At 65.2% G+C, this 26,918-nt stretch carries 28 protein-coding genes; 14 read left to right on the forward strand and 14 right to left on the reverse strand.

Translation table 11 applies throughout. The annotated features are described in order from the left end of the window. The first annotated feature begins 68 nt into the window (after positions 1 to 68). Positions 69 to 560: a hypothetical protein gene (locus UNPA324_RS21825; RefSeq protein ID WP_181769673.1), complete on the forward strand. Its 492-nt coding sequence runs from the start codon at positions 69 to 71 to the stop codon at positions 558 to 560. Between the two features lie 167 nt (positions 561 to 727). Here UNPA324_RS21825 and UNPA324_RS21830 read toward each other — a convergent pair whose 3' ends face one another. The 3 genes from UNPA324_RS21830 to UNPA324_RS21835 all read right to left on the reverse strand — a co-directional run bounded on the left by UNPA324_RS21830 (position 728) and on the right by UNPA324_RS21835 (position 3,302). Then, entirely contained in the window at positions 728 to 2,590 is a 1,863-nt protein-coding gene (locus tag UNPA324_RS21830) for an ABC-F family ATP-binding cassette domain-containing protein (RefSeq protein WP_128917532.1), read from the reverse strand. A 63-nt stretch (positions 2,591 to 2,653) separates the two neighbouring features. Further along, complete coding sequence (locus tag UNPA324_RS35235) at positions 2,654 to 2,827, reverse strand: hypothetical protein (RefSeq protein WP_164935992.1); 174 nt, start codon at positions 2,825 to 2,827, stop codon at positions 2,654 to 2,656. Positions 2,828 to 3,050: 223 nt separating this feature from the next. After that, positions 3,051 to 3,302 (reverse strand): hypothetical protein, encoded by a 252-nt coding sequence (locus UNPA324_RS21835; RefSeq protein ID WP_027576269.1) that lies wholly within the window; start codon positions 3,300 to 3,302, stop codon positions 3,051 to 3,053. Between the two features lie 310 nt (positions 3,303 to 3,612). Here UNPA324_RS21835 and ndk point away from each other — a divergent pair, with 310 nt between their 5' ends. Beyond that, the gene (gene ndk / locus UNPA324_RS21840; protein ID WP_141935872.1) at positions 3,613 to 4,035 is read left to right on the forward strand and encodes a nucleoside-diphosphate kinase; all 423 of its coding nucleotides are present in this window, start codon (positions 3,613 to 3,615) and stop codon (positions 4,033 to 4,035) included. A gap of 43 nt (positions 4,036 to 4,078) precedes the next feature. Continuing rightward, a complete protein-coding gene (locus UNPA324_RS21845; protein ID WP_141935874.1) occupies positions 4,079 to 4,939 on the forward strand; it encodes a TerC family protein in 861 nt (286 codons plus the stop codon). Positions 4,940 to 4,945: 6 nt separating this feature from the next. On the opposite strand, the gene UNPA324_RS21850 is transcribed toward UNPA324_RS21845, so the two are convergent. The 5 genes from UNPA324_RS21850 to UNPA324_RS21870 all read right to left on the reverse strand — a co-directional run bounded on the left by UNPA324_RS21850 (position 4,946) and on the right by UNPA324_RS21870 (position 10,496). Continuing rightward, entirely contained in the window at positions 4,946 to 5,257 is a 312-nt protein-coding gene (locus tag UNPA324_RS21850; RefSeq protein WP_128917529.1) for a DUF3240 family protein, read from the reverse strand. Then, positions 5,254 to 8,328, reverse strand: a complete 3,075-nt coding sequence (locus UNPA324_RS21855; RefSeq protein ID WP_141935876.1) for an efflux RND transporter permease subunit — start codon at positions 8,326 to 8,328, stop codon at positions 5,254 to 5,256. The genes UNPA324_RS21850 and UNPA324_RS21855 overlap by 4 nt, the downstream gene beginning before the upstream one ends. Beyond that, complete coding sequence (locus UNPA324_RS21860) at positions 8,329 to 9,363, reverse strand: efflux RND transporter periplasmic adaptor subunit (RefSeq protein ID WP_245471589.1); 1,035 nt, start codon at positions 9,361 to 9,363, stop codon at positions 8,329 to 8,331. 281 nt (positions 9,364 to 9,644) lie between these two features. Next, positions 9,645 to 10,208, reverse strand: a complete 564-nt coding sequence (locus UNPA324_RS21865; RefSeq protein WP_141935877.1) for a cytochrome b/b6 domain-containing protein — start codon at positions 10,206 to 10,208, stop codon at positions 9,645 to 9,647. Positions 10,209 to 10,220: 12 nt separating this feature from the next. Next, complete coding sequence (locus UNPA324_RS21870) at positions 10,221 to 10,496, reverse strand: PepSY domain-containing protein (protein WP_128917525.1); 276 nt, start codon at positions 10,494 to 10,496, stop codon at positions 10,221 to 10,223. 172 nt (positions 10,497 to 10,668) lie between these two features. On the opposite strand from UNPA324_RS21870, the gene UNPA324_RS21875 reads away from it, so the two are divergent. Genes UNPA324_RS21875 through UNPA324_RS21885 form a run of 3 tightly spaced genes read left to right on the forward strand, consistent with a single transcriptional unit; the run spans position 10,669 to position 12,985 of the window. After that, entirely contained in the window at positions 10,669 to 10,956 is a 288-nt protein-coding gene (locus tag UNPA324_RS21875) for a PepSY domain-containing protein (RefSeq protein ID WP_502705468.1), read from the forward strand. Next, positions 10,956 to 11,621 (forward strand): response regulator transcription factor, encoded by a 666-nt coding sequence (locus UNPA324_RS21880; protein ID WP_128917523.1) that lies wholly within the window; start codon positions 10,956 to 10,958, stop codon positions 11,619 to 11,621. The genes UNPA324_RS21875 and UNPA324_RS21880 overlap by 1 nt, the downstream gene beginning before the upstream one ends. Further along, on the forward strand, positions 11,618 to 12,985 hold the full coding sequence (locus UNPA324_RS21885) for a sensor histidine kinase (protein ID WP_141935879.1): 1,368 nt from the start codon (positions 11,618 to 11,620) through the stop codon (positions 12,983 to 12,985). The genes UNPA324_RS21880 and UNPA324_RS21885 overlap by 4 nt, the downstream gene beginning before the upstream one ends. A gap of 16 nt (positions 12,986 to 13,001) precedes the next feature. Here the strand turns inward: UNPA324_RS21885 and ppx are convergent, their stop codons facing one another. The 4 genes from ppx to UNPA324_RS21905 form a co-directional block, all read right to left on the reverse strand. Continuing rightward, positions 13,002 to 14,504: an exopolyphosphatase gene (gene ppx / locus UNPA324_RS21890; protein WP_141938959.1), complete on the reverse strand. Its 1,503-nt coding sequence runs from the start codon at positions 14,502 to 14,504 to the stop codon at positions 13,002 to 13,004. Positions 14,505 to 14,519: 15 nt separating this feature from the next. Continuing rightward, a complete protein-coding gene (locus tag UNPA324_RS21895) occupies positions 14,520 to 16,712 on the reverse strand; it encodes an RNA degradosome polyphosphate kinase (RefSeq protein ID WP_164936018.1) in 2,193 nt (730 codons plus the stop codon). A 155-nt stretch (positions 16,713 to 16,867) separates the two neighbouring features. After that, positions 16,868 to 17,545, reverse strand: coding sequence for a P-loop NTPase family protein (locus UNPA324_RS21900; RefSeq protein WP_141935881.1), 678 nt, complete (start codon positions 17,543 to 17,545; stop codon positions 16,868 to 16,870). Between the two features lie 106 nt (positions 17,546 to 17,651). Further along, positions 17,652 to 18,194: a CDP-alcohol phosphatidyltransferase family protein gene (locus UNPA324_RS21905; RefSeq protein ID WP_128917520.1), complete on the reverse strand. Its 543-nt coding sequence runs from the start codon at positions 18,192 to 18,194 to the stop codon at positions 17,652 to 17,654. 157 nt (positions 18,195 to 18,351) lie between these two features. On the opposite strand from UNPA324_RS21905, the gene purM reads away from it, so the two are divergent. Together purM and purN are read left to right on the forward strand one after the other, a co-directional pair. Further along, entirely contained in the window at positions 18,352 to 19,425 is a 1,074-nt protein-coding gene (purM, locus tag UNPA324_RS21910) for a phosphoribosylformylglycinamidine cyclo-ligase (RefSeq protein WP_141935883.1), read from the forward strand. Next, positions 19,425 to 20,078 (forward strand): phosphoribosylglycinamide formyltransferase, encoded by a 654-nt coding sequence (gene purN / locus UNPA324_RS21915; protein WP_164935990.1) that lies wholly within the window; start codon positions 19,425 to 19,427, stop codon positions 20,076 to 20,078. The genes purM and purN overlap by 1 nt, the downstream gene beginning before the upstream one ends. A gap of 92 nt (positions 20,079 to 20,170) precedes the next feature. Here the strand turns inward: purN and UNPA324_RS21920 are convergent, their stop codons facing one another. Further along, positions 20,171 to 20,377, reverse strand: coding sequence for a cold-shock protein (locus tag UNPA324_RS21920; protein ID WP_007591938.1), 207 nt, complete (start codon positions 20,375 to 20,377; stop codon positions 20,171 to 20,173). A gap of 370 nt (positions 20,378 to 20,747) precedes the next feature. On the opposite strand from UNPA324_RS21920, the gene UNPA324_RS21930 reads away from it, so the two are divergent. Continuing rightward, complete coding sequence (locus UNPA324_RS21930; protein WP_141935885.1) at positions 20,748 to 21,911, forward strand: autotransporter outer membrane beta-barrel domain-containing protein; 1,164 nt, start codon at positions 20,748 to 20,750, stop codon at positions 21,909 to 21,911. Between the two features lie 20 nt (positions 21,912 to 21,931). Here the strand turns inward: UNPA324_RS21930 and UNPA324_RS21935 are convergent, their stop codons facing one another. Next, positions 21,932 to 22,972 carry a LysR family transcriptional regulator gene (locus UNPA324_RS21935; RefSeq protein ID WP_141935887.1) on the reverse strand — a complete coding sequence of 347 codons (1,041 nt, stop codon included), beginning with the start codon at positions 22,970 to 22,972 and terminating at the stop codon, positions 21,932 to 21,934. A 71-nt stretch (positions 22,973 to 23,043) separates the two neighbouring features. Here UNPA324_RS21935 and UNPA324_RS21940 point away from each other — a divergent pair, with 71 nt between their 5' ends. From UNPA324_RS21940 to UNPA324_RS21955, 5 genes are all read left to right on the forward strand, one after another. Then, positions 23,044 to 23,661 carry a hypothetical protein gene (locus UNPA324_RS21940; protein WP_181769469.1) on the forward strand — a complete coding sequence of 206 codons (618 nt, stop codon included), beginning with the start codon at positions 23,044 to 23,046 and terminating at the stop codon, positions 23,659 to 23,661. After that, the gene (locus tag UNPA324_RS21945) at positions 23,648 to 24,268 is read left to right on the forward strand and encodes a GNAT family N-acetyltransferase (RefSeq protein WP_024338084.1); all 621 of its coding nucleotides are present in this window, start codon (positions 23,648 to 23,650) and stop codon (positions 24,266 to 24,268) included. Before UNPA324_RS21940 ends, UNPA324_RS21945 begins: the two co-directional genes overlap by 14 nt. 24 nt (positions 24,269 to 24,292) lie before the next feature. Next, complete coding sequence (locus UNPA324_RS21950) at positions 24,293 to 24,856, forward strand: isochorismatase family protein (RefSeq protein WP_141935888.1); 564 nt, start codon at positions 24,293 to 24,295, stop codon at positions 24,854 to 24,856. A 30-nt stretch (positions 24,857 to 24,886) separates the two neighbouring features. Further along, on the forward strand, positions 24,887 to 25,057 hold the full coding sequence (locus UNPA324_RS35240) for a hypothetical protein (RefSeq protein ID WP_181769470.1): 171 nt from the start codon (positions 24,887 to 24,889) through the stop codon (positions 25,055 to 25,057). A gap of 203 nt (positions 25,058 to 25,260) precedes the next feature. Beyond that, positions 25,261 to 26,643, forward strand: coding sequence for an aspartate aminotransferase family protein (locus UNPA324_RS21955; RefSeq protein WP_141935891.1), 1,383 nt, complete (start codon positions 25,261 to 25,263; stop codon positions 26,641 to 26,643). Positions 26,644 to 26,918 lie beyond the last annotated feature (275 nt).

Below are 26,918 nucleotides of genomic sequence, written 5' to 3' on the forward strand. Positions count from 1 at the left end.
GGTCCTTCACGCGGGGAATTTGGTTTATCGTGCGACATCAAAAGCTTCCCAGGTCGCTCATCGTTGCGTTGGCTGCAATAGCACCGCTGGTCGCGGGCTGTTCGAGCGGGGCCGATCTGTTGTCGAAGGACGCGGAATGGTTCCAGAAGCCGGGCCGTCTCTTCATCAAGAACATCTCGATCGAGTCGCCGCCGCTGACCCCCGACAAGCCGGTGGGAGCTGAGGATCTCGTCAGCGCCGATGGCGCCTGTCCCGGCATGGCGCCGCCGCCCGGTCCGGCCGATGCCAACGCCTCGACGACGGCGCCGGCCCCGGTGGGCGGCACGGTCGCGCTCGGCCATACCGAATGCGATGTGGTGCGCGGCATCGGCGCGCCGTCGAATGTCAATCTCTCCAACGATGCCGCCGGCCGCCGCGTCGCTGTCGTGACCTGGACGACCGGCCCGCGCGCGGGCATCTACACGTTCACGTCGGGCCGCCTGTCTTCGATCGAAGGCAATCCGGAGCCGCAACCGGTGCCGAAGGCGGTGAAGCCGAAGCCGAAGAAGAAGCAGGCGTAAGGCATACCCGCCGCTATCGGCGTAGACGTGCCCCGGACGCTGCGCCGCGCGTGAGCGATGCGCAGTCGAGCTGGGTCCCAGGAGGCGCGTGCACGCTGAAGCGTGGGTCCCGGCTCAGCGTCGCGTCATTTCATGCCGCGCGGCGTCCGGGACACGAGCGAGATCATTTACCCCGCCGCCTCGTCAAACTGCGTGCTCGCCTCGAGCCACTGCTCCTCCGCCCGCGCCAGCGCGTCGGCCGCATTGGCGCGTGCCTTCGACAGCTGTGCGGCCTGCTTGGGATCGCGCGTAAAGATGTCGGGCAAGGCCAGCGCCGTGTCGATCTTGGTGATGATCTCGCTGACGCGGGCGATCTCGGCTTCGGCCTCCGCGATGCGCTTCTTCAGCGAGCCGCGATTGTCCGACCTTGCGCGCTGCGGCTTTTCAGCTGGCGCACTGCGCTCGCGCGGGGGGCCTTCCGCGTTGCGCGTGGATAGGACCAGCCGGCGATATTCGTCGAGGTCGCCGTCGTAATTGGTCACGGTGCGGTCGGCGACGATCCAGAGCCGATCGGCGCAGGCCTCGATCAGATAGCGGTCGTGCGAGACCATGATCACCGCGCCGGGGAATTCGTTGATGGCTTCGGCCAAAGCGCCGCGGCTGTCGATGTCGAGATGGTTGGTCGGCTCGTCCAGGATGATCATGTTGGGGCCGAAGAAGGTTGCAAGGCCCAACAGCAGCCGTGCCTTCTCGCCGCCGGACAATTTGCCGGCCTTGGTGTCGGCCGCCTTGCCGGAGAAGCCGATCGCGCCGGCGCGGGCGCGCACTTTCGCTTCCGGCGCGTCGCCCATCAGTTTGCGGACGTGGTCGTAGGCGGAGGCGTCCTCGTTGAGCTCGTCGAGCTGATGCTGCGCGAAATAGGCGATCGACAGCTTGTCGGCGCGCGTCACCTTGCCGGAGAACGGCGCGAGTCGTCCGGCGAGCAGCTTGACGAGTGTCGACTTGCCGTTGCCGTTCGCACCCAGCAGCGCAATGCGGTCGTCATTGTCGATGCGTAAGGTGACGCGATTGAGCACGGGCGCCGCGGGATCGTAGCCGACCGAGGCGTTGTCGACCGCGATGATCGGCGGCGACAGGATTTTTTCCGGGGCAGGAAAGCTGATCTCGCGCACGTCCTCGGTGACCAGCGCCGTGATCGGCTTCAGCCGCTCCAGCATCTTGACGCGAGACTGTGCCTGGCGGGCCTTGGAGGCCTTGGCCTTGAAGCGGTCGACGAAGGCCTGCAGGCGCGCGCGTTCGGCTTCCTGGCGCTTGACAGCCTTGGCATCGAGCAGCTCGCGCGCGGCGCGCTGCTCCTCGAACGAGGAATAGGTCCCCTTGTAGAGCGTGAGCCTGCCGCGCTCCAGATGCAGGATCTGGTCGACCGAACTCTCCAGCAAGTCGCGGTCGTGGCTGATCACGATCACCGTGCGCGGATAATGCGCAAGGTGATCCTCCAGCCACAGCGTGCCCTCGAGGTCGAGATAGTTGGTGGGCTCGTCGAGCAGCAACAGGTCGGGCGCCGCGAACAGGGTGGCGGCGAGCGCGACGCGCATGCGCCAGCCGCCGGAGAATTCGGCGCAGGGGCGGAGTTGATCGGCGGCGGAGAAGCCGAGGCCGGAGAGAATCGCGGCGGCACGGCTCGGCGCCGAATGCGCGTCGATGTCGACGAGCCGGGTCTGGATCTCCGCGATCCGGTGCGGATCGGTTGCGCTCTCGGCTTCAGTGAGCAGCGCGTCGCGTTCGAGATCGGCCTTGAGTACGACGGAGATCAGGCTTTCGGGTCCGTTCGGGGCTTCCTGGGCCAGGCTGCCGATGCGCCAGCGCGGCGGCAGGGTCACCGAGCCGTGCTCGGCGGCGAGTTCCCCGCGGATCACCTTGAACAGCGTCGACTTGCCGGTGCCGTTGCGTCCGACCAGACCGACGCGCGATCCGGGCGTGATCTGCACGGAACTCTGGTCAATCAAAAGGCGTCCGGCAAGGCGGATGGAGAGGTCGGTAATGGACAGCATGCGGCCTTGTCACCGCAGGCGGGGGCAAACGCAACTCGTTTCTGCAACTGCTTGGCCCGCGCCCTAGTGCGGTTCGCGGTCGCGCCGCTCCAGCTCGTTGAGCAGCTGCTCGAGATGTGTCGGGAGCCGGGTCTCGGGACGCAGGCTCTGCCGCAGCCGCTCGCCCACGGCATCGCAAATCGATCGGCTGGTGCGCCGGTCGATCTGCTCGCTGTCATTGGCAAAAGGCCCAGCCATCACATGGTTCCGTGTTCTCAAAGTAAAGACATGGTATCAAGTCATTGACCCCCAAAATGGTTTCGCCGCTCCCTGGGGATCACTGCCATTCTCGTTGAAATTGCATGAACCGCGCCATATCCGTCAAAAATGAAGCCCCGGCGGGGGGATCGCCGGGGCTCCTCTTGGAGGGTACCTGTGGGGGGCGCAGATACCCTTAGGTGTTGGAAAGGTGCTGACGGGCTCAGTAGCAGCGGTTGATCAGCCGCCAGCGGGGTCCCCAGGGGGTCGGGACCAGCCGGCGCACATAGCAGCCGCCATAGCCATAAGAGACGGGGGCATAGAAGCGCGGGCCACCCCAGCCATAGCCGTGGTGCCAGCCGCCGCCGTGCCAGCCCCAGCCGCCGCCATGCCAGTGCGCGGAGGCCGAGGTCGGCGCCAGCGCGGCACCGAGCGCAACCGCGGCGACAGCGGCAAGCGAAAGTTTCCTCAACATGGTGATCTCCTCAAAACTGCCGGCGCGGGCTGATCCGCGTCGATGGAAGGGCCGCCGAAACGGTCCGCCTGATGATCAGGCTTTGGTTTCGATGGAAGGAGCTTAAGCCGCGAGGCCGAACCAAAGCCTGAATGACGCCTTCAGATTGGGTTCATCTGGGTGAAATTGTCGTAACCATGGTGACATCGTCGGGCCCGGTCCTGCGGCGAAGCGCCTGTGGCGTCATCCCGGCGTCGCTTGCCGTCCGGCAAAGGCGCCGATATAAGCCCCGCAACTCCCAACCACCGCTTTTCTTCCCAAGGACAAGATCATGGCCATCGAACGCACTTTCTCGATCATCAAGCCCGACGCGACCGCGCGTAACCTGACCGGCGCCGTCAACGCCGTGATCGAAAAGGCGGGCCTGCGCATCGTCGCGCAGAAGCGCATCCGCATGACCAAGGAGCAGGCCGAGACCTTCTATGCCGTCCACAAGGCGCGGCCGTTCTTCGGCGAGCTCGTCGAGTTCATGACCTCGGGTCCGGTCGTTGTCCAGGTGCTGGAAGCCGAGAACGCCGTCGCCAAATATCGTGACGTGATGGGCGCGACCGATCCGTCCAAGGCCGCCGACGGCACCATCCGCAAGCTCTACGCGAAGTCGATCGGCGAGAATTCCGCCCACGGCTCGGATGCCCCGGAGACCGCCGCGATCGAGATCGCGCAATTCTTCTCGGGCAACGAGATCGTCGGCTGATAATCAGCCGTTAAGTTAAGACGACGGGGCGAAAGGACGTATTGTGAACTGGCTCGGGCAGATCTTCGATCCCGCCACGATCGGGGCATTCTTCACCCAGTTTCGCAACGAGATGGCCGAACCGACCTTCTGGATCGCAGTCGGCAAGATCATCTGGATCAACATCCTTTTGTCCGGCGACAACGCGCTGGTGATCGCGCTCGCCTGCCGCGGCCTCAAGCCGCGGCATCGGCTGTGGGGCATGATTTTCGGCGCCGGCGCCGCAGTGGTGCTACGGATCATCTTCACCGGCATCGTCGCCAGCCTGATGGCACTGCCGTATCTCAAGCTGGTCGGCGGTCTTGCGCTGATCGTGATCGCGGCCAAGCTCCTGGTGCCGGAAAACGAGGACGAGGACGACGTCGAGTCCGCCTCGCATCTGTGGCAGGCCGTGCAGATCGTCGTGGTCGCCGACATCGTCATGAGTCTCGACAACGTCATTGCGGTGGCCGCCGCGGCCAATGGCAGCGTGCCGCTCTTGATCCTCGGCCTTGCCATCAGCGTGCCGCTGATCGTCGCCGGCGCGGCGCTGATCATGGCGCTGCTCGAAAAGCTGCCGGTGCTGGTCTGGGCCGGTGCGGCGCTGCTCGGCTGGATCGCGGGCGAGGTGATCGCGACCGATCCCGGCGTCGCGCCTAAGCTGCACACGCTGTTCGACGGTCCCCTCGGTACCTCGCTCGACACCATGCTCGGTGCCCTGCACATCCCGCCGCAATTCGGCCATGGCGGCGCCGGCGCCGAATATTTCTGCGCCGCGCTCGGCGTCGTCGTCGTGCTGGTGGCCGGCACCATCTGGCGCCGGCGCAGCCTGACCGCCGCTGCACTGGAATCGTCCGAGCGGCACGCCCGGGCGTCGGCAGAGTAGGCCGGCTCAGTCGATCGCGCCGCGTTCCGTCACGGGTATCGTCCAGTAGACGAGCTTGGTTCCAGCGAACGAAACCCGCAGACGGTCGAGCAGCCGGCTGGCATCGGTCCCTGATAGCACCACTTGAACGATGGTCTGATCGGCATGGCCCTTCACGCGTTCGGCGGCCGTCAGCAATCGGACTTCGGTGCCGTGACCTGAGCCCTGTGCGGCCGTGAATCCTGAAACCAGGTCGCTCTGCTCAGTGAGATAGTCGAACACCTCGTCGCGGAGCCGATGCGGCACGATCAGCGTGAGACAGACGGGCTGGTCGATCATTTCGCCACCTTCGACGTCCCGCCATAGCGGCGATACAGGATCGGCAGGAGAATCAGGGTGAGCAGGGTGGAGGACAGCAATCCTCCGATCACGACGATAGCGAGCGGCCGCTGCACTTCGGATCCGGGGCCGGATGCGAACAGCAGCGGGATCAGGCCCAGCGCCGTGATGCTCGCGGTCATCAGCACCGGCCGAAGCCTGCGCATGGCGCCTTCGATGACGATGCGATCCTCGGCAAGGCCGTGGGCGCGGAGCTGGTTGAAGTAGGAGACCAGGACGACGCCGTTGAGGACGGCGATGCCGAGCAGCGCGATGAATCCGACCGAGGCCGGCACCGACAGATACTCACCCGTCACCACCAGGGCGAAGACGCCGCCGATCAGGGCAAACGGAATGTTGACGAGCACCAGCAAGGCCTGGCGGATGGCACCGAACGTTGTGAACAGCAGCACGAAGATCAGGCCGATCGCGACGGGGACCACGACGGACAGGCGCGCGGCGGCGCGTTGCTGGTTCTCGAACTGTCCGCCCCAGGTCAGTCGGTAGCCGTTCGGAAGCGGGAGTTCGCTCGCCACCTTCTGACGCGCCGCTTCGACGAAGCCGACCATGTCGCGGCCGCGGATGTTGGCGCGCACCACGCTCATACGGGCGCCGTCCTCGCGGTCGATCTTCACCGGGCCGTCGACGCGCTGGATGCGGGCGACCTGTGACAGCGCGACATGCTGTCCGGACGCCAGCGTCAGCGGCAGGCTCGCCAGCAGCGTCGGCGCTTCCCGCGTCGTCTCGCTACCCCGGACCAGGATCGGCGTGCGGCGTCCTTCCTCGAGCGCGGTGCCGATGGTCCGGCCCTCGATCTGGGTCCGCAGCGAATTGACGATGGAGTCCACGGTCAGGCCGAGGCGGCCGGCCTCCATGCGATTGACCGCGACCGTGTAATATTGGGCGCCTTCGTTCAGCGTGGTGTAGACGTCCTCGGCACCGTCGATGCCGGACAGGATCGCCGACAGCTTCGCCGCGGTTTCATTCAGCCGGGCGATGTCGGGGCCGAAGATCTTGACGGCGACGTCGCCGCGCACGCCGCTGATCATCTCCTGCACGCGCATGTCGATGGGCTGGGTGAAGCTGAGCGAGATGCCGGGAAAGCCGGTCAGGACCTCGCGGAGCTTCTGCAGCAAGGCCTCGCGATTGTCGGTCGCGCGCTCGGCGGCCGGCTTGAGCACGAGGAACGTGTCGGTCTGGTTGGGACCCATGGGGTCGAGGCCGAGCTCGTCCGAGCCGGTTCGGGCGACGATGCCGGCAATATCAGGCACGGCCAGCAGCGCGGTCTGGAGCCTGGCATTGATGGCAAGCGACTCGTCGAGGTTGACCGACGGCAGCGTCTCCACGCTGACGATGACATCGCCTTCGTCCATCGTCGGCATGAAGGTCTTGCCGAGCTTGGTGTAGGCGAAGCCCGCCGCGACAAGGCCGATCAGCGCCGCGGCCATCACCTTGCGTTCGTTGTTCAAGGCCCAATCCAATGCCGGCGCGTAGACCCGTTGGGCCGCACGCACCAGCACGGGATCGCGATGCGAGGCGGACTTGAGCACGAAGGACGTCGCGACCGGAATCACCGTGAGCGCCAGCAGCAGCGAACCGGCCAGTGCGAAGATGATGGCCAGCGCGACCGGGATGAACAGCTTGCCCTCCAACCCCTGCAGCGTCAGCAGGGGGACGAACACGATGATGATGATGAGCACGCCCGAGGCAACAGGCTCCAGCACTTCGCAAACCGAACGGTAAACCAAGTGGATCAGCGGGAGACCCTTGCCCGGCTCGTGCTTGCCGAGGTTGCCGACGATGTTCTCGACCACGACCACCAGGGCGTCGATCAGCATGCCGATTGCGATCGCAAGACCGCCGAGGCTCATCAGGTTGGCCGACATTCCCACCACGCGCATGACGATCAATGCGATCACGATGGCGAGCGGCAGGCTGAGCGCGATCACCAGCGAGGCCCGCCAATTGCCGAGGAAAAGCAGCAGAAGAACGATGACGAGGATCGTGGCCTCGGCGAGCGCCCGCACCACGGTGCCGACGGCGCGGTTGACCAGGCGGCTGCGGTCATAGAACACGTTGATCGAAACGCTCTTGGGCAGTGAGCTCTGTAGCTCGAGCAGCCGGGCTCGCACGTCGCGAATGAGCTGGCCCGCATTGGCGCCGCGCAAGCCGAGGACTAACCCCTCGACGGTTTCGCCGCGGCCGTCCGCCGTGACGGCGCCATAGCGCGTGAGCGTCCCGACTTTGACGGTTGCGACGTCGTTGACCAGGATCGGCACGCCATCGCGGGTGTCGACGACGATGGCTTTGATGTCCTCGATCGAACGAATGCTGCCTTCGATCCGAACCAGAGCGCTGTCCTCGCCCTGGTTGACCCGCCCGGCGCCGTCGTTGCGGCTGTTGGCTTCGATGGCCCGGCGAAACAGGTCGTAGGATATGCCGCGCGCGGCCAGCGCATCGTTGCGCGGCACGATCTCGAAGGCGCGGACATAGCCGCCGAGCGCATTGACGTCCGCAACGCCGGGAACCGTCCGCAGCGCGGGGCGGATCACCCAATCGAGCAGGGTCCGGCGCTCGGCGAGCGAAAGCTCGGGACTGTCGATCGTGAACATGAACATCTCGCCGAGGGGGCTTGTGATCGGCGCCAGGCCGCCGCTCACACCTTCCGGGAAATCGCGCGAGATGTTCGACAGGCGCTCCGAGACCTGGTTGCGCGCCCAGTAGATGTCGGTGCCGTCCTCGAAATCGACGGTGATGTCGGCCAGCGCATATTTCGTGGCCGAACGAAGAACCTTCTTGTTCGGCAATCCGAGCAGCTCGAGCTCGACCGGGACGGTAATGCGCTGCTCGACCTCTTCGGGGGTGAGGCCCGGCGCCTTCATAATGATCTTCACCTGAACCGGCGAAACGTCGGGAAAGGCGTCGATCGGCAGGCCGGGCAGGAGGACGGCGCCGGCGCCGATCACCAGCAGCACGCCCAGCATGACGAACAGTCGCTGCGACAATGCGAACGCAACCAGCCGGCGAAGCATCTACTGCCCCAGTCCCGAGAGAATGCCGCGAAGCGCCGAGATGCCGCCGATCGCGATCGCGTCCTGGTCCGTGATCGGGCCTGACACGACGACATGATCCTGATCTTCCGCAAGCAGCTTGACCGGAACCAGGCGGAAGCCGCCGTCGAAGGCGACGAAGACCGAGGTCTGCTCGCCCCGCCGGATCAGCCCGCTATAGGGAATCTCAAAGGCGCTTTCGCCGGCGGAGAGAAAGCCGATGCGGGCAGCTGTGGTCTGACCGGGATGCAGCTCGCCGTCGTTGGGGACTTCCGCGCGAACCAGAATGGTCTGGGTGGCGGGGTCGATGGTCTCTGAGACCAGCACGACCTTGCCGGGGGTGGCATAGCCCTCGACCTCGACTTTCGCGCCGGTGCGGATTGCTCGAATGTTGGCGGCAGGCACCGCGATTTCGGCCCAAAGCGGCGAGAGCCGCGCCAGCTTGACGAGCGGCGCGGATTGTTCGAGCCGCTGCCCCGGCGACACCGCGACCTCGACCACGGACGCGGTTTGCGGCGCATTGACCGTGAGCGTGCCGCTGATCGCCGCTTCCTGGGTCAGCCGGGAAATGGCCTCGTCGGACATCCCGCTCAGACGCAGCATCTGACGTCGTTCGGCGACGACGAGCGCGGCCTGGCGCGCTTCAGCCTGGCTGGCCTCCAGCACGCGCTGCGGCACGGCCTTACCCTCGAACAGGTCGACGTTGCGATTGAGCTGCTGGTTGGCGAGGCGCTCCTGTGCGATCGCGTGCAAATAATCGCGCTGCTGGGAAACGAAGCTCGGACTCTCCAGGGTGACCAGCGGCTGGCCGGCCGTGACGCGATCACCGCGCCCGACCAGCAGATTGGCGACCATGCCGGCCACCGGTGCGCTGACGACCCACAATTGCTGCGTGGGGATCACGATCTGGACGGGGTAGGGCAACGTCAGATCGGTCCGGCTCGCGACCGGATGGGTCACGCGGACGCCGAGATTGCGCGCCTGCGCATCGCTCAGCTTCACTTCGTCTTGCGCCATCGATACCGAAGGCAGCAAGCTCAATGCAATGACGAAGAGTGTACGAACGAGCACGCCTCCAGAAGAGGTGAGAAGGAGAGTTCCGCGACGGACTCGCATGAGGAATGATCCACGCCCACGGGTGAGCGAAGTGCCGCTCGATTGCAGGTTTCGATTACTCCACCGGCGCATTGGTGGGTTGATTTGCCTCAAGCGGGCCAGCCCTTGGGGAAGGCTGCTCGCCGTTCGTGGGGCGTATCGGCAGCTCTCGGCGAGGCACCGGTCAGGCGAACCAAGCTCGCTCACGACGGACGCTTCCTTCCCGTGATCATCGCCTTCACCAGGTTCTCGCGGTGCTCGAAGCTCGCCACCAGGACGCCAAGCACATGGACGACCACGAGGCCGATCGTGAGGTTGGCGAACGCCTCGTGCACCTCCTCGACCCATTTTGCCCCCCAGAAGCTGCCGGTCGTCATCATGTAACCGGTGATGCAGGTGCCGATCAGCATGACGATCAGCGCCACGATCATCGCGCCGCCGGCTGGATTGTGGCCGAGATAACGAGGCGCCCTGAGCAGCGCGACGTCGCGCATATAGGCGAGCACCGCGCGCGGCGCGCGCACGAAGTCGCTGAAGCGCACATGGCGCGGTCCCACGAAGCCCCACACGATCCGTAGCGCAAGCAACCCGGCAATGGTGTAGCCGGCGACGATATGGACTTTTTCGATCTCGTCCCCGGTCGCATAAGCGAGCAGAAACAGCCCGGCCAGCGACCAATGGAACACGCGCACGAAGGGATCCCAGACCTTGACCGTGGCCGGCGGCTTGTCGCCGCCGGCCTCGATCGCGTCGTGAATGGCGCTCATGGTTGCGGCCCCTTACAGCTGACCGACGATCTGACCGCTGGTCGGATCGACGAACAATTCGACCCGGCTGCCGGACTTGTCGATGGTGTAGAGTTCGCCACAGGCATTCTTGAGCTTGGCCTTCTGGACCTTGTAGCCTTGGGCTTCGACCTTGGCCTGCAGTTGTTCGAGCGACAGCCAGTTCGTCTGTGGCGCTGTGGTGCAGGGGCGCCCGAAGCTGCCGGCATGGGCCGTCGCGGCGGCTGCAAGCAAGGCGGCGGTAGCGGCGATGATGGTGATCTTGCGCATGGTTCTCTCCGGCTTGTGGCGCCCGGCCGCGTCATGCGGCGAGGCGATGAGCGGACATTGGCAGAAGAACCCTGACCGGCGCCTGTTGATCCACGTCAGCAATTTGTCAGGTTGATTGGAGCATGCTCTGTCAATGCGATCCTCAGGTCTTCTGAAATTCGTCGCGGTGCCGCTGCTGGCAGGCGTCCTGCTGGCGCCGATGCCTGTGGCCGCGGGCGATCACGATAAAGGCCCGCCCGACGCGGTTCGCCGCGCAGTCGAGGCGGGCGAGATCAAGTCGCTCGCCGACATTCTCGCGTCGCTTCGTGGCAAGCTGCCGGGCGAGGTTGCCGGGGTCGAGATAGAGCGTGAGCGCGGCCGCTGGATCTATGAGTTTCGCCTGGTCGACGACAAGGGCCGGCTCTACGAAGCGCACGTGGACGCTCGCAGCGGCGAGATCGAACGCATCAAGGAGAAGTGATGCGCCTGCTGCTTGTTGAGGACGACCGACGGATCGCGGCCGATGTGGAGAGGGCGCTGCGCGCGGCCGGTTATGTGGTCGAGACCGTCCGCAACGGCGAGGAAGCCTGGTTCCGCGGCGACACCGAGGATTACGGCGCGATCGTGCTCGATCTCGGCTTGCCCGGCATGGACGGCCTGGCGGTCCTCAAGCGCTGGCGCGCGAATGGGCGGTCTATGCCGGTGCTGATCCTGACGGCGCGCGGCAGCTGGGCCGAGCGCGTCGATGGCATCGACGCGGGCGCGGACGACTACCTGCCGAAGCCGTTCCGAATGGAGGAATTGCTGGCGCGGCTGCGCTCGATCGTGCGCCGCTCGGCGGGGCATGCCTCCCCACGGATTGTCGCGGGCGAGGTCGAGCTCGATGAGCGTCAGATGAAGGTGACGCTGCGCGGCGTACCCGTCGCGTTGTCACCGCTGGAATACCGTCTGATCGCCTTTCTCTTGCACCATCGCGGCCGCGTGGTGTCGCAGCAAGAGCTCGAGGAAAACGTCTATGGCCACGGCGAGGACCACGAGTCGAACGCGCTCGAAGTGCTGGTTGGCCGCGTGCGCAAGAAGCTGGGCGCCGACCTGATCGAGACCCGGCGCGGCTTCGGCTATCTGGTACCGGAGACGACGCCATGAGCTGGGGCTCGCTGCGGCTGCGGCTGGTCGCTGGCGGACTCCTAGCCATCCTGATCGCGCTGACGATCGCCGGCGCGGGGCTGACGTTGCTGTTCGAACGCCACGTCACGCGCACCATCGGCGACGACCTCGACGTCTATCTGAAGCAACTCGTCGCGGGTATCGACGCCGATGCGCAGGGCAAGCTGGTGGTCGGCCGGCCGCCGGCCGATCCTCGTTTTGCTGACCCTCTTTCGGGCTTGTACTGGCAGGTATCGGACGACGGCGGTCAGCTGCTGCGTTCACGTTCGCTATGGGACACGGCGTTGGACCTGCCGCGGGATGAGCCGTCGCCTCGCGAACTACACCGCCACGTCATTCCTGGGCCCGCAAATGCACGGCTCCTGGTCAGTGAACGCCGCGTGCTGCTCACCCTGGGCGACCGCCGCGCGCCGGTGCGCGTCGCGGTGGCGGCCGATCTCGCCCGCGTATCGTCCGCCACCTCGCATTTCGCCAGGGATCTGGCGCGGGCGCTCGGCGTACTGGGGCTGGTGCTGGCGGCGGCCACTTCGATCCAGGTCGGGCTGGGCCTGCGTCCGCTGGATGCGCTTCGCCGCGGCGTCGCGGACGTCCGTTCCGGGCAATTCAAGCATCTCCCCATCGATGTCCCAGCCGAGGTCAAGCCTCTGGTGGAAGAGGTGAACAGCCTGATCGACGCCCAGGAATGCGAGATCGAGCGGTCGCGCAGCCGCGCCGCTGACTTGGCGCACGGGCTGAAGACGCCGCTCGCCGCACTCGCGGCCGATGTCGCACTCTTGCGTCAGCGCGGTGAGGAGGAGGTCGCGCAGGCGATCGAAGCCGTCGGCGAGACAATGAGCCGTCACGTCGATCGCGAGCTGGCACGTGCGCGGGCGAGGGGGACGGCTCGACTGCGCGCCGGTATTTCCACGCCGCTCAGACCGCTTGTCCAGTCCCTGATGCTGACGCTGGCGCGAACGCCAGCTGCGCAGCGCGTTGAATTCAAGACCTGCATGACGGGCGAGCCGAGCGTGCCGATCGATCGCACTGATCTGGCGGAAGTGCTGGGCAATCTCTTGGAAAACGCCGCCCGTCACGCCAAGAGCCAGGTGCGCGTTGGTGCGGATGCGGCGAAACCGGCGATCACGGTCGAGGATGATGGCCCGGGCATCGCGCTCGCGCAACGCTCACGCGTGCTCGAACGCGGGGTAAGGCTGGATGAGCGTGGCGAAGGGGCCGGCCTTGGCCTCGCCATCGTGCAGGACGTGCTCAGTGCCTACGGATGGCAGCTTATTCTTGCCGATTCCGAACTCGGCGGACTGAAAGCCATCGTCGCGCCAGAGGGCAGCCCCCAATCCCTCGCTTGACGCGCTGTTCGGTTAGTCAACGCCGCACGATCGAGCCGGCGCGACCAATCAGGCGGGCGAGCTGGCGGAAGCGGCTGCCGACGCGATCGGCGACGAGGTCGACGAGGCGGTGCTCGAACACCAGCATCAATTTGCGGCCCTGGCTTCGGAAATGCGTGGCAGGCAAGACGCCCGGACGTGCCGCCGAGATCAAATGCGCGACGCGGAACGCAGCGCCCAAGAGGCGCGCGCGTTCGAGCTGCGCCGGCGTCAGCAGTTCCTGCATGTTGGTCGGCGGCTGGTTTTCCTCGCTCAGGCCCGCATAGCGATAGAACACCGACAGGCCGACGAAAGCGCGCTCAGTGTGGGTGATCGCGCCGAAATTGCCGTTGACGACGAGGCTCAGCGTCTGCTCGCCGCGGTGATCCGGATGCACGCGCCAGCCGATGTCGGACAAGAGGCACGCGGTGTGGCGCAGCCGCCGGTCCTCCTGGGTTTCGCGCAGCTTCACCACGCGCGCGAGGCGATCGGTCCAGGCGATCAGCTCGTGGGCGTGCTTCGCCGAGCGTGACAGCAACTGGTTCAGCTCTTCCGCGGCGCAGATCAGGCCGTCCTTGTTGCGTTCCGCCTCCGACAGCTTCTCGTGCAGCAGACCCTCGCGCACGCCGAAGGTCGAGAACACGATGGTCTTCGGCTTCGCCACCCGGATGATGTGCTCGAGCACCAGTGCCGCATAGGTGAGGAGCGGGCGGCGCGCGTCCGCAACGCTCTCGATGTCGGCGAGCATATTTGCGGCCGCCAGGCGCCGCAGCCTGCGGGAGAAGTCGAGCGCTTCAGCCGCGGACAGCGAATAGCCGTGCATCACCTGGAGCGGATAGCCGCTCTGGATGATGTGAATGCGCGCGAGGGCGCGCCAGGTGCCGCCGACCGCGTAAAAGGTGCGGCTACGGCCCGCGGTGAGCTGCGGCACCTCGTCGAGCTCCTCGCGCACGATGCGATCTGCGCGCTTGAGCGATTTGTGGGCGAGATCCTGCAGCGCGAGCCCGCCCAGCGGCAGCGTCACGCCGCTGCGCACGCTGTTCTTGCGCACGTCGATCAATTCGAGCGAGCCGCCGCCGAGATCGCCGACGATGCCGTCGGGATGATGAATGCCGGAGATCACGCCGAGCGCCGATAGCCGCGCCTCGCGCGGGCCCGACAGGATCTCGATCTTCACGGCGCAGATGCGCTCGGCCTTGGCGATGAAATCGGGGCCGTTGGAGGCGTCGCGGCAGGCCGCGGTCGCGATCGCGAAGACGCGACCGACCTGCATCACGCGGCACAATGCGCGAAAGCGCTTGAGCGAAGTCAGCGCCTTGTCGACGGCGTCGGGGGCGAGCAGGCCGGTGCTCTGCACCTCGCGCCCGAGCCCGCACAGCGTCTTTTCGTTGAAGATCGGAATGAGGCTCCGCGCCAGCGCCTCGTAGACGACGAGACGGACGGAGTTGGAGCCGATGTCGATGACCGCGACGCTCGAGCCGCGCTTGCGCGGCCGCTTCACGTCGGACATCTCCGATCAGGATTGATGGCGTTCGTTCCGGCGCGTGAGACGACGCGGCGAGGATTCCTTGAGCGACTTTCCACGGCCAGACAGACTCGGATTTGTCATGAAGTAGTTGTGGACGTTGAAAGGCTCCTCGCCTTTCGCGGCCTTCATACGCGTTGAGGACCCGTCCGGCAACAATTGCCAGCTCTGCTCATTGTCTTTCAGGTTGGCAACCATGATCTGTTCGAGAACCTGCTGATGCACCGTCGGATTTTGCAGCGGACACAGCACCTCGACGCGGCGGTCGAGGTTGCGCGGCATCATGTCGGCGGACGAGATATACACAGCCGCTTTGGCGCTCGGCAGACCCTGACCCATGCCGAAGCAGTAGATTCGGCCGTGTTCCAGGAAGCGTCCGATGATCGACTTGACGCGGATGTTCTCGGACAGGCCGGGAATGCCGGGGCGCAGGCAGCAGATACCGCGCACCACGAGCTCGACCTGCACGCCGGCCTGGGAGGCCTCATAGAGCGCGTCGATGATGTCGGGGTCGACCAGCGCATTCATCTTCATCCAGACCGCGCCGTGCCGGCCGTGCCGGGCATGCGCGGTCTCGCCCTGGATGTGCTCGATGATGCGCTTGCGCAAGGTGAGCGGCGACACCGCCATCTTTTCCAGATCGCTCGGCGCGGCGTAGCCGGTGATGAAATTGAACACGCGCGCGGCATCGCGGCCAATGGTCGGATCGGAGGTGAAGTAGGAGAGGTCGGTGTAGATGCGCGCGGTGACCGGGTGATAATTGCCGGTGCCGGTATGAACATAGGTGGTGAGGCTGCCGCCCTCGCGGCGCACCACCATCGAGAGTTTCGCGTGCGTCTTCAGTTCGAGGAAGCCGTAGACGACCTGCACGCCGGCGCGTTCGAGGTCGCGCGCCCAGCGGATGTTGGCTTCCTCGTCGAAGCGCGCCTTCAGCTCGATCAGCGCCGTGACGGATTTGCCGGCCTCGGCGGCTTCGGCGAGCGTGCGCACGATCGGCGAGTTATTGGAGGTGCGGTAGAGCGTCTGCTTGATCGCGACGACGTCGGGGTCGCGCGCGGCCTGCTGCAGGAACTGCACCACGACGTCGAAGGATTCGTAGGGGTGATGGACGACAAGGTCCTTCTGCCGGATCGCGGCAAAGATGTCGCCGCCGTGTTCGCGCACGCGCTCGGGGTGACGCGGCACGTAAGGGGTGAATTCGAGATCGGGGCGGTCGAGGCGGGTGAGCTGTGAGAGCTCGTTCATCGCTTGCACGCCGTCGACCAGGAAGACCTCGTCGTCGGCGGCCGAGAGGGCGTGCTGAACGAAGCTGCGCAACTGCTCCGGCATCTTGGCGTCGATCTCGAGCCGGATCACCGAGCCGCGGCGCCGGCGCTTCAGCGCCGTCTCGAACAGGCGGACGAGGTCTTCCGCCTCTTCCTCGATCTCGAGCTCGGAGTCGCGGATGATCCGGAAGGCGCCCTGGCCGTGCAGATTGTAGCCGGGGAACAGGCGGTTGATGAACAGGGCGGTTGCCTGTTCCAGCGAGATCAGCCGAACGGTCTTGCCGTCGGCCGGCAGGCGGATGAAGCGGTCGATCTTGCCGGGCATGCGGATCAGCGCATTCATCTGCTTGCCGTCGGCGGCGCGCGTGAGCTGGAGCGCGATGGTGAAGCCGAGGCTCGGGATGAACGGGAAGGGGTGCGCCGGGTCGATCGCCAGCGGCGTCAGCAGCGGGAACACGTTGTTGAGGAAGTAGTCCTCGATCCAGGTCCGTTCCGCCTTGGTGACGTCCTTGCCGTCGACCAGCACGATGCCGACATCGGCCAGCGTGCCGCGCAGGTCGCGCCAGATCGCCTGCTGGTCGGAGGCAAGTTCGGAGACGGTGCGGTTGATCAGCGCGAGCTGCTCGGATGGCGTCAGCCCGTCGGGGCTGCGTTCGGCAATGCCCTCGCGCACCTGGGCCTTGATGCCGGCGACGCGGACCATGAAAAATTCGTCGAGGTTATTCGCCGAAATCGACAGGAATCGCACCCGCTCCAGCATGGGGTGGCTGGAATTGACCGATTCCTCCAGGACGCGGCGGTTGAAATGCAGCCAGGAGAGCTCGCGGTTGATGAATCGTTCGGGGCTGGATGCGATCGCCGGCAGACCCTCGGTTTCCGGGACTTTTTCTTTGGTTTCAATAGCTTGCGCAGAGTCCATCAGAAGTCGGTCCATCCTGTCTCGCCTCACTTTGCGATCTATGCGCAAAACCCGCGGGAGCATGTGTTAGAGCGATGACGTTTCGATGACATTGATGTTCCGCCGCTTCGCGGCGTCAAGCGGGCTTCGCGCGGCCGCCGGGCGGGCCAGCGGGGTCAGACGTCCCGGAGCAGCTCGGCGGCCAGCGCCCTTGTGACGGGTCGGCCGAGCCGCAAGGCTTCACTATCGAGCAGTTCCACGGCCTGGCGGGCGGCAGCCGAGGACCGCTCCAGGCGGGTGGCGAGGTACCCGACCACGCTCTCGTCCACATTGAGCTGGCGATCGGCGCAGAATTTGACGATCAGGCCGCGGAAGAGCTGGTCGTCGGGGGGCAGCAGCGTGACAACAGGCACGGCGCGCAGGCGCGAGCGCAGGTCGCGAAGCTCGATCTCCAGCGCGGCCGGCACCTCGCGTCCGGTGAACAGCACATAGGCGCCGTCCTCGCGGGCGAGGTTCATCAGGTGGAAGAGGGCGCGTTCGTCGAAGTCCTTGGCCCTGATATCCTCGACCACCAGCGCCCCGGTGGCGAGCGCGCCCGGAACGCCGGCGGCCGTCAAGACGTTGGCAACGGTCGAGCGGGCGCCTGATATTTCAGCCCAGATCGCGGCGAGGTGGCTCTTGCCGCTGCCTTCCGGGCCGGCCAGCCACATGATCCGGTTCGGCCATTCCGGCCAGCTGTCGATCAGGGCCAGACCCGCCGCGTTGGCGGGGCCTTCAAGGAAGTTGTCCCGGCTGAGGCTCTCCGCATGCGGAAGCGCAAAGGCCAATTGTCGGGGATGGACGCGGCTTGCCACGCTTGCTTTGCTCCATGCCGGCGCGCCGGCCCGTTTGAAGAGAATTCGACCTGATCGAGCGGATTGGCCTTTTGCGGGGCCGCTTCCGCTCTCACCTGGTCCGCTCTCACTTGGCTTCGATCGTGCTCATGTGCCGCAGCCACCCGACGAGATAGAGCGACACCGAGGAGAGCGTGAAGATCGTGACGAGGCCCATCAGGATGATATCATAAGGGGCCGGCTTGAAGCCGAAGGCAAGCGCCGCCAGCACCAGCGCTGCGAACGCCACTTGCGCAACCGTGTTGAGCTTGGACACTTTCGAGGGCTTCATCTCGACCGGCCGGTCGAACAGCCAGGATACGATCACGGCGGCGACGATCATGATGTCGCGCGACACCACCAGGATCACGATCCAGCGCGGAATTGCGCCCCAGATCCCCAGCGCCATGTAGATCGAGACCAGCAGGGCCTTGTCCGCGAGCGGATCGAGCAGGGCGCCAAGCTCGCTCGTCATGTTGAAGCGCTTGGCCAGGAAGCCGTCCACGGCATCACTGATGCCGGCGATCAGGAAGACGGCGAACGCGACCTCCATTTGGCTCGACACGATGGCCCAGACGATGATCGGGACCAGCATGATGCGGCCCAGGGTAATGATATTCGGAATACTCACGAAAGCGCTTCCCGGCACCCGGTCTGACCTCGAATCCGGCCTCTCGGGAGGCTGAACCGGTTGATATCTCTACATAGTATATGGCGGTGCGCCATGCGAGCCATTGCGCGTCCCCGGAATTCGACGTAACCAGCCGCAAACCCACTGGAAATCGGGCATGACCGACCGCAAAAACGGCCTCACTTACGCCGATTCAGGCGTCGATATCGACGCGGGCAACCGCCTGGTCGATTTGATCAAGCCGATGGTGCGCGCCACCGCCCGGCCGGGCGCCGACGCCGAGATCGGCGGCTTCGGCGGCCTGTTCGACCTCAAGGCGGCCGGTTTCAAGGACCCGGTCCTGGTGGCCGCGACCGACGGCGTCGGCACCAAGGTCAAGATCGCGATCGAGACCGGGCTGCACGGCGGGATCGGCATCGACCTCGTCGCCATGAGCGTCAACGACCTCGTGGTGCAGGGCGCCGAGCCGCTGTTCTTCCTCGACTATTTCGCCTGCGGCAAGCTCGACCCCGAGGCCACCGCCTCGATCGTCGCCGGCGTCGCGGAAGGCTGCCGCGAATCCGGCTGCGCTTTGATCGGCGGTGAGACCGCCGAGATGCCCGGCCTGTACAAGGACGGCGATTACGATCTCGGCGGCTTTGCCGTCGGTGCCGCGGAGCGCGGTACGCTGCTGCCGCGCAGGGACATCGCGGCGGGCGATGCCGTGATCGGCCTCGCCTCGTCGGGCGTGCATTCCAACGGCTTCTCGCTGGTCCGCAAGATCGTGGAACAATCAGGCCTTGGCTTCGGGACGCCGGCGCCGTTCGCCCCGGTCATGACGCTCGGCGGCGCGCTGCTGACGCCGACCAGGCTCTACGTCAAATCCTGCCTGCGTGCGATCCGCGAGACCGGTGCGGTGAAGGGTCTTGCCCACATCACCGGCGGCGGCTTCACCGACAACATTCCGCGCGTGCTGCCGCAGAACCTGGGCGTCGGCATCGATCTGGCGCGCCTGCCGGTGCTGCCGGTGTTCAAATGGCTGGCGGCGCAGGCCGGCATCGCCGAGCTGGAAATGTTGCGCACGTTCAATTGCGGCATCGGCATGATCGCGATCGTCGAGCCCGACAAGGTCGAGCAGGTCATGCAGGTCTTCACCGATGCCGGCGAGACGGTGGCGCAGCTCGGCACGGTGATCCCGGCCGACGGCGAGCACCGCGTCGTCTATAACGGCCATCTCGACCTGGCATTGTGATGAAGCGTCGCGTCGCCATCCTGATCTCCGGCCGCGGCTCCAACATGGCCGCGCTGATCAAGGCCGCAAGCTCGGCGGATTTCCCGGCCGAGATCTCGCTCGTCATCTCGAACAAGGCCGATGCGCTCGGGCTTGAACGGGCCAAAGCGGCCGGCGTGAACACGCTGGTGATCGAGAGCAAGCCGTTCGGCAAGGACCGCGCCGGTTTTGAGAAAGTGCTGCAGGCGGCGCTCGATCAGCACGGTATCGAGCTGATCTGTCTCGGCGGCTTCATGCGCCTGTTCACGCCCGAGTTCACCAGGGCTTGGTACGGGCGGATGCTCAACATCCATCCCTCGCTGCTGCCGTCCTTCCCCGGCCTCGATCCGCACGGCCAGGCTTTGCGCGCCGGAGTGAAACTGTCCGGTGCGACGGTGCACTTCGTGATCCCCGAGACCGATGCCGGCCCGATCGTGATGCAGGGCGCGGTCCCCGTCAGCGATCACGACACGGCGGATACGCTGTCGGAGCGCATCCTCGAGGTCGAGCACCGCATCTATCCCGAAGCGCTGCGGCTGCTTGCGACCGGCAAGGTCCGGATCGAGGGCGATGTCTGCAAGACGGATGGAAGCGGACCCTCTGAGAACTTTTTGGTTGCGCCGGTGGTGCGCTGAAGCGCCGTCCTCGCGGCGGTCTTCACAAACAAAATCCCCCGGCAGAGCCGGGGGGCCACGTCATGATCTCTCGCGCTTCACGTCGAGAGACATCAGGAGACCTTGAGGTTCTCCGCGGATGCTTTGCCGCGGTTCTCCACGAGGTCATATTCAACCACCTGGTTCTCGTTCAGGGTGGAGAGTCCGGCACGCTCGACGGCCGAGATATGGACGAACACGTCCTTGTCGCTGCCGTTCGGCTTGATGAACCCATAGCCCTTGGTCGGGTTGAACCATTTGACGGTGCCCTTTTGCGGCATCGCTAGTCTCCTCCACTAGATATAAAAAAGACGCGGCCGCTGTTTCGCGTGCCACGCCACAAACGGGCTTCCGAAGTCTGTTTGAGTCTCAACGTCGCGAAACGCACAGCGAGCGGCCAATTCCGATTGTGTCCAATATTGCAACATGAAAATCGCCCGTTAGCAAGCCGTGCACGAATTTCAAGGGCAGGCAGGCTGTGCCGATTTGCAATTTCCGACCTGTGGCCGCGGAACCACAATCGAGGGCAATAGCCTCGGTGACAGGGCCAGGCGGTTGACGCTCCGTGGCAGTTCGGCACAAATCGCGGCATGCGTGCGCCGCGCGTGTTACATTTTTGCGCGCCGCCATTTGCTTTCGGGATTTGTCGTCATGTGCTGCACGTCGCAGCCCTCCGGGACACGGCAGACGATCGGGCTGGACCGCGTCCGCAGGGTTGCAGCGGCGATCGCGATGGCGTTTGCGATCGTCGTGATGATGTCGGCCGCATCGCCAGTCTTCGCGCAAAGCCCGACGCCTACGCCGACGCCCACGCCCACGCCGTCACCGACCCCGATACCGATCCCGTCGCCGACATCGACCAATTACGATCAGTCGGTCGGAAACAGCGCGCTCAATCTCGGCTCCGGCTTCCTGGAGCGGCTCGGCAACCAGGCATCGGGTGGTTTCAACCGGGCGTTCCGCACCAATCCCGGCGGCGGTGGCGCATCGGCGAGCACGGAAGATCCGCGCTATCGTACCTGGTTCGAGGGCTACGGCATCTCGGTCCGTACCGACGCGCAAGGCGACTTCGTCGGCGACAGGCGCAAGACGGTTGGCGGCGTCGCCGGCTTTGGCGCGCGCGTGGGGCCGGGTGTCAATCTCGGCTTCTCCGTCGACCAGAGCCACACCGACGTCGATGTGCCGCTGGCGCTGCAATCGGCGACGCTCGACCTGACGCAAATCGGCGTCAACGGCTCGGTCGACAAGGGCCCGTGGACCTGGGCCTTTGCCGTGGTGCACGGCTTCGGCAAGGTCCGTTCCAGCCGTGACACGGGCCTCGGTCTTGCGACCGCGGGCTACCGCGCCGCGATCGACGGCGCGCTGACCGAGATCAGCTATTACTGGACCAAGGACCAGATGCGCATCGTGCCCAAGGGGGCGCTGGAATATGTGCGTGCCACCAGCGCGGCGTTCCAGGAGACCGGCGGCCTCGATCCGCTCAACGTCGGCTCGACGGCGCTTTCACGCGCGCGCGTCATGATCGGGGCCGAGATCGGCCGCTACTTCATCATCGATCAGAAGATCCTCGACCTGTCCGCCTACGGCAAGTTCGTCGACAATTTCCACCAGGATCTCGGGTCGATCCAGGTCAGCCTGGGAGCCCAGAGCATCGTCGTTCCCGGCATCGGCGAGAGCCGCTACGGCGCGGATGCCGGCGCCTCGGCTTCGCTCAGCCTGACCAACGTGGCGCGGCTCTACCTCAATTACGACGGCAAGTTTCGCAGCCAGCTGACCTCGCACCAGGGCACGGTCGGCTTCGAATACAAATGGTGAGCGGTAGCCCGCTTAGGTGTTTAGGCCGGCGTTGCCGCGACATATCCCGTCAGCCCAAAACCCTCGCGCGCGGCCGTGATCATCGGCACCAGCGCGTTCGGATGGATGAACTCGTCGCGGAAGCAGGGATAGGTCTTGGGATCGAAGATCTTCTTCAGCCAGTCGACCACGATCTTGTGGCGCTCGGAGGCGCGGAACTCCTTGTGATAGGTGAGCCAGAGATCGGCGTGGTGGCTGACGCCGAGATCGACGGCGATCAGCGGCGCGCCGAGGGCGATCGAGACCGTCGGCAGGAAGCCGATGCCGGCGCCGCGTTCGACGGCATAGAGCACGCCGACCGAGGAATTGGTCTTGATCCCGACGATGCCCTCCAGCGACTTCAGTCCGAGCACGCGGGCGTAGGCGCCGTCGTCGACCTGCGGTGCGCTCTGCTTGATGATGCGGTGGTCCTTCAGCTCCGCGAGGGTCGCCGGCACACCGTAGAGGTTTTCATACTCCTTGGAGACGAAGGGATAGATGTGCAGACGGCCGAGCTTGGCGACGATCAGGTCGGGATTGGTCGGCGGCTCGAGCTGGATCGCGATGTCCGATTCAAGCCGTGCGACGTCGGCCTGCTCCATCGCACAGCGCAGATCGACTGTGATCCTGCGGTAGGTTTTCTGGAAGTCGATCAGGCGCGGCAGGATCCAGAAATTGCCAGGACCCTCCGTCACCGCGACGCGTACGGTGCCCGAAGTGTTGTTCGACGATCGCGAAGCGCGCCGGAAGACGTTGAAGGCATGACGCTCCATATGCGCAACGTCGGCGATCATCGCGGTGCCTTCATCGCTGAGCGTGAGCCCGCTCTGGTCGCGCAGGAACAGCTTGCAGCCGATGCTCTCTTCGAGCCGGTCGATCCGGCGCATCAGCGTGGTCGAGGTGAGCCCGAGCTCCTCAGCGGCATTGCGAAAACTTTTATATTTTGCGCACGCTAAAAACAGCTTCAAATCGTCCCAGGACGCATCCAGGGACTCTTCACGGTGCTGCATCATCGCAGCACCCCGGTGCAATAACTGCTGCATATTCCTGATCTCCAACCGCTAAAGTCGTCGGCGTAGCGGGGCACGAAAACCTCAAACGATAGAGGCGTGATATGGGTATGGAAAGGGGCTCGTTTGCCGCAAGGCATGATTTCGATGCCTTGCCGCTGAGCCCGGATATCGATGTCCGCTGCGCGCAATTGTCCGAAATTGCCGCGCTTGCGCAAATGGCGCACCGGTTGGTGCCGGGCGTGCGGATCGGGGCAGAAGAGCTTACGCGATACGCCACGCTCGATCCCCAGAGCATCCTGACGTTCAGCCGTAAGGGCCATCTCGTCGGCGGCATGGCCTTCCTGTTTCTCAATGACCGCGGGCACGATGCGCTGCTGCTCGACGAGATCTGCCTCACTGCGCCCGAGACGCACTATCTCGCTTCCGCAAGGGAAGACGTCGCCGCCATCTATATCTGGGCGATCGCGGCGACGGGGCGCGGCATCGCCGGTCTCGGCAAGGCGGCGGCACATCTGCGACAGCTAAGGTTTCGCGGCGCGAATTGCTATGCGCAGCCGTCAACGGTGGCCGGAGCCGACATCATGAAGGCGACCGGCTTTGCGCCGGTCCCGAGCTTCCAGCCCGACCTTTGGTGCTACGAGCGGCCTTGGCACCGGCTACCGATGCGCATGCCGGGCGCGATTATCCAAGCAAGGAGTGTTGCAGATGCACGGTACTAGAATTCCCGTCGCCAAGCCCTGTTCACGCGCCATCACCATCCGCCTTGCGCGCGATCCGAACGATCTCATGCTGGTCACCGCCATTCGCTCCGCGGTCTATCTCGCCGAGCAGGATTGTCCGTTCGAGGAGGAGTTCGACGGTAACGACATGGTCGCGGCGCACTTCATCGGCTTCGTCGGCAACGAACCTGCGGGCTGCCTGCGGGTGCGCTTCTTCGGCGATTTCGCCAAGGTGGAGCGGCTCGCGGTGCGTCACCAATACCGGCGCTCGCGCGTCTCGTTCAAGCTGGTGCAGGCCAGCGTCGACTACGTGAAGCGGAAGGGATTTCGCAAGATCTACGGTCAGGCGCAGGACAGGCTGGTCGATTTCTGGGCGCATTTCGGCGCCAAGCCGCTCGGCCATAATCGCAAGATCACGTTCTCGGATTTTTCCTACACGGAGATGCTGTTGGAGATCGAGCCGGGCCCGGACGCGATCACGCTGGACAGCGATCCCTATGTGATCATCCGTCCCGAGGGCGATTGGGACCGGCCGGGTGTGCTCGACGCCTCGGCGGGGCGGGCGGTGACTTCACCGCTGCGGGACCTCGCGCTCGCCGACCGCTGAAATTGGTGCAGTCTGGCGCAGACAATGCTGGCTTCCATCCACGATGATCCGCCGATTCTGATCTGCGCGGATCTCCAGATCGAATATCTGACCCCCGGACGCCGTCACGTCATCCTCGATGGTGATGCTGCCACGGCACGCTGCCTGGAACTGCTGACGCTGTGGCGCGGCAATCTGTGGCCGGTGATGCACCTGAAGCGCATCGCGCAGGCCGCCTGGTTCAATCCGGCATCCAGGCTGACCGATTGGATCGCGGAGATGAAGCCGCGGCCGGGGGAGCTGACGCTCGAGCATCCGCTGCCGTCGGCCTACAGCTCGTCGCGGTTTGTGGACTACATGTCCAATATCCGCAATGTGCGCTGCATTCTGGTCGGTTTTTCCCTGGACGAGACCATCCTCGCCACTGCCGCCGACGGGTTTCACCGCAGCCATCGCTACCAGGTCGTCGCCGACGCCGTGGCTTGCCGGCAGCCGGGCACCGGTGATGCCGCCGCCTATAAGCATGCGGTAGTGAATGTCATCGGGAATTTTGCTACAATCCAAACGAGCGCCGAACTGATCAGAACCAGTGGCGCCGTTGCGGTGTAGGCGGCCGCGACCCGCGGATGGGGTGAGAGATTGTCACGGGGAGACGAGCTCAAGGAGCTGGCGAGCGACCTGTCGCATGCCGCCGAGAAGGCGCGCAGGCTTGGTCTGCCGACGACGGTCTATCTGCTTTCGATGGCGCTGGTGGAAGTGAGTGAGGCCGCCGCCGGTGCCGACGACGGGCATGACGACGACGCGGCGTGAGAGGCGCCTCAGCTGTGGTTCTGCGATGTGCCGTTCCGTGATGCGCGGCTTTGTCATCTGCGGTTTTGTGCAACGCTGCTGAGCGCTTGCTGCCGACGAATTGGCGTTGCAAGTTCTGTGCTGTCGCAATAGCCAAGGTACTTGATCATCGGGTGATGACGCCGGCTATGCCTGCGACGTGACGCTTTCAAGGATCTCTAGCAATGCCCATGCTGCCCAATTCGCAAGAGGCCCGGGATGTGGCCTATCAGCTCCATCCCTACACCAACGCGCGCACGCACCAGCAGGCCGGTCCCCTGGTGATCGAGCGCGGTGATGGTCCTTACGTCTTCGATGCGTCGGGCAAGCGCTATTTCGAGGCGATGGCCGGCCTGTGGAGTGTCGGGCTCGGCTTCAACGAGAAGCGGCTGGTCGAGGCCGCACACAAGCAGATGCAGGCGCTGCCGTTCTATCACACGTTCTCCGCCAAGTCGCACGGGCCCTCGATCGACCTTGCCGAGAAGCTGGTTGCGCTTGCGCCTGTTCCGATGAGCAAGGTGTTCTTCACCAATTCGGGCTCGGAAGCCAACGACACCGTGTTGAAGCTGATCGCCTATCGCTCCAACGCGCTCGGCCAGCCGCAGCGCAAGAAAGTGATCAGCCGGATGCGGGCCTATCACGGCGTCACCATCGCCTCCGCCAGCCTCACGGGCCTGCCGAACAATCACCGCTCGTTCGACCTGCCGCTGCCGAACATTCTGCACACGGGCTCGCCGCACTTCTACAAGGACGGCGCCGCCGGCGAGAGCGAGGAGGCGTTTGCGACGCGCCGGGCCGAGGAGCTCGATGCCCTGATCCAGAAGGAAGGGCCCGATACGATCGCGGCGTTCTTCGGCGAGCCGGTGATGGGTGCGGGCGGCGTCATCGTGCCGCCGGCAACCTATTGGGACAAGATCCAGGCGGTCCTGAAGAAGTATGACATCCTCTTGGTCGCTGACGAGGTGATCTGCGGCTTCGGCCGCACCGGCAAGATGTTCGGCTGCGAAACCTACGGCATCAAGCCGGATGCGATGGTGGTCTCCAAGCAGATCACGTCGAGCTATTTCCCGCTGTCGGCGATCATGCTGAACGAGCGCATGTTCGAGCCGATCGCGGACGAGAGCAACAAGATCGGCGTGCTTGGCCACGGCTTCACGGCGGGTGGGCATCCGGTCGGCTCGGCGATCGCGCTGGAAAACCTCAAGATCATCGAAGAGCGCGGCCTGGTCGCGCATGCCGCCGAGCTCGGTGCCTATATGCAGGGTCGCTTACGCGAGCTCACCAGTCATCCGCTGGTCGGCGAGGTCCGCGGCGTCGGCATGATCGCAGCGCTCGAGCTGGTGCTCGACAAGGGCCGCAAGACGGCAGCGGCAACGCCGGGCGCGGTCGGCGGCATCGCCAGCCGCATGCTCCAGGAGCGCGGCGTGATCTCGCGCAACATGCTGGATGCCATCGCCATCTGCCCGCCGCTGATCGTCAACAGGTCCCACATCGACGATCTGGTCGCCGCGATCTCGGGCGTGCTGGACGACATGAAGGTGGAAGTAGCCAAGCTGACGCCGGCGTAAGCCACACTGTCGCGTCGAATTCCGTCATTGCGAGCGTAGCGAAGCATCCAGACTGCCTCCGCGAAAAGACTCTGGACGCTTCGTCGCAAGAGCTCCTCGCAATGACGGTGTAGGAGGCAGCACTATATCTAACACCGTCACCCTGAGGTGGCCGCTTCTTCAGCGGCCCTCGAAGGGCGCCGGCCCGGCTGCATCTCGGCCGTTCATCCTTCGAGGCTCGCCATGCGGTGCTTTGCACCGCACGCCTCGCGCCTCAGGATGACGGTCTGGCAGTT

This window comes from Bradyrhizobium sp. UNPA324 (genome assembly GCF_006658635.1).
Classification (GTDB): domain Bacteria; phylum Pseudomonadota; class Alphaproteobacteria; order Rhizobiales; family Xanthobacteraceae; genus Bradyrhizobium; species Bradyrhizobium nanningense.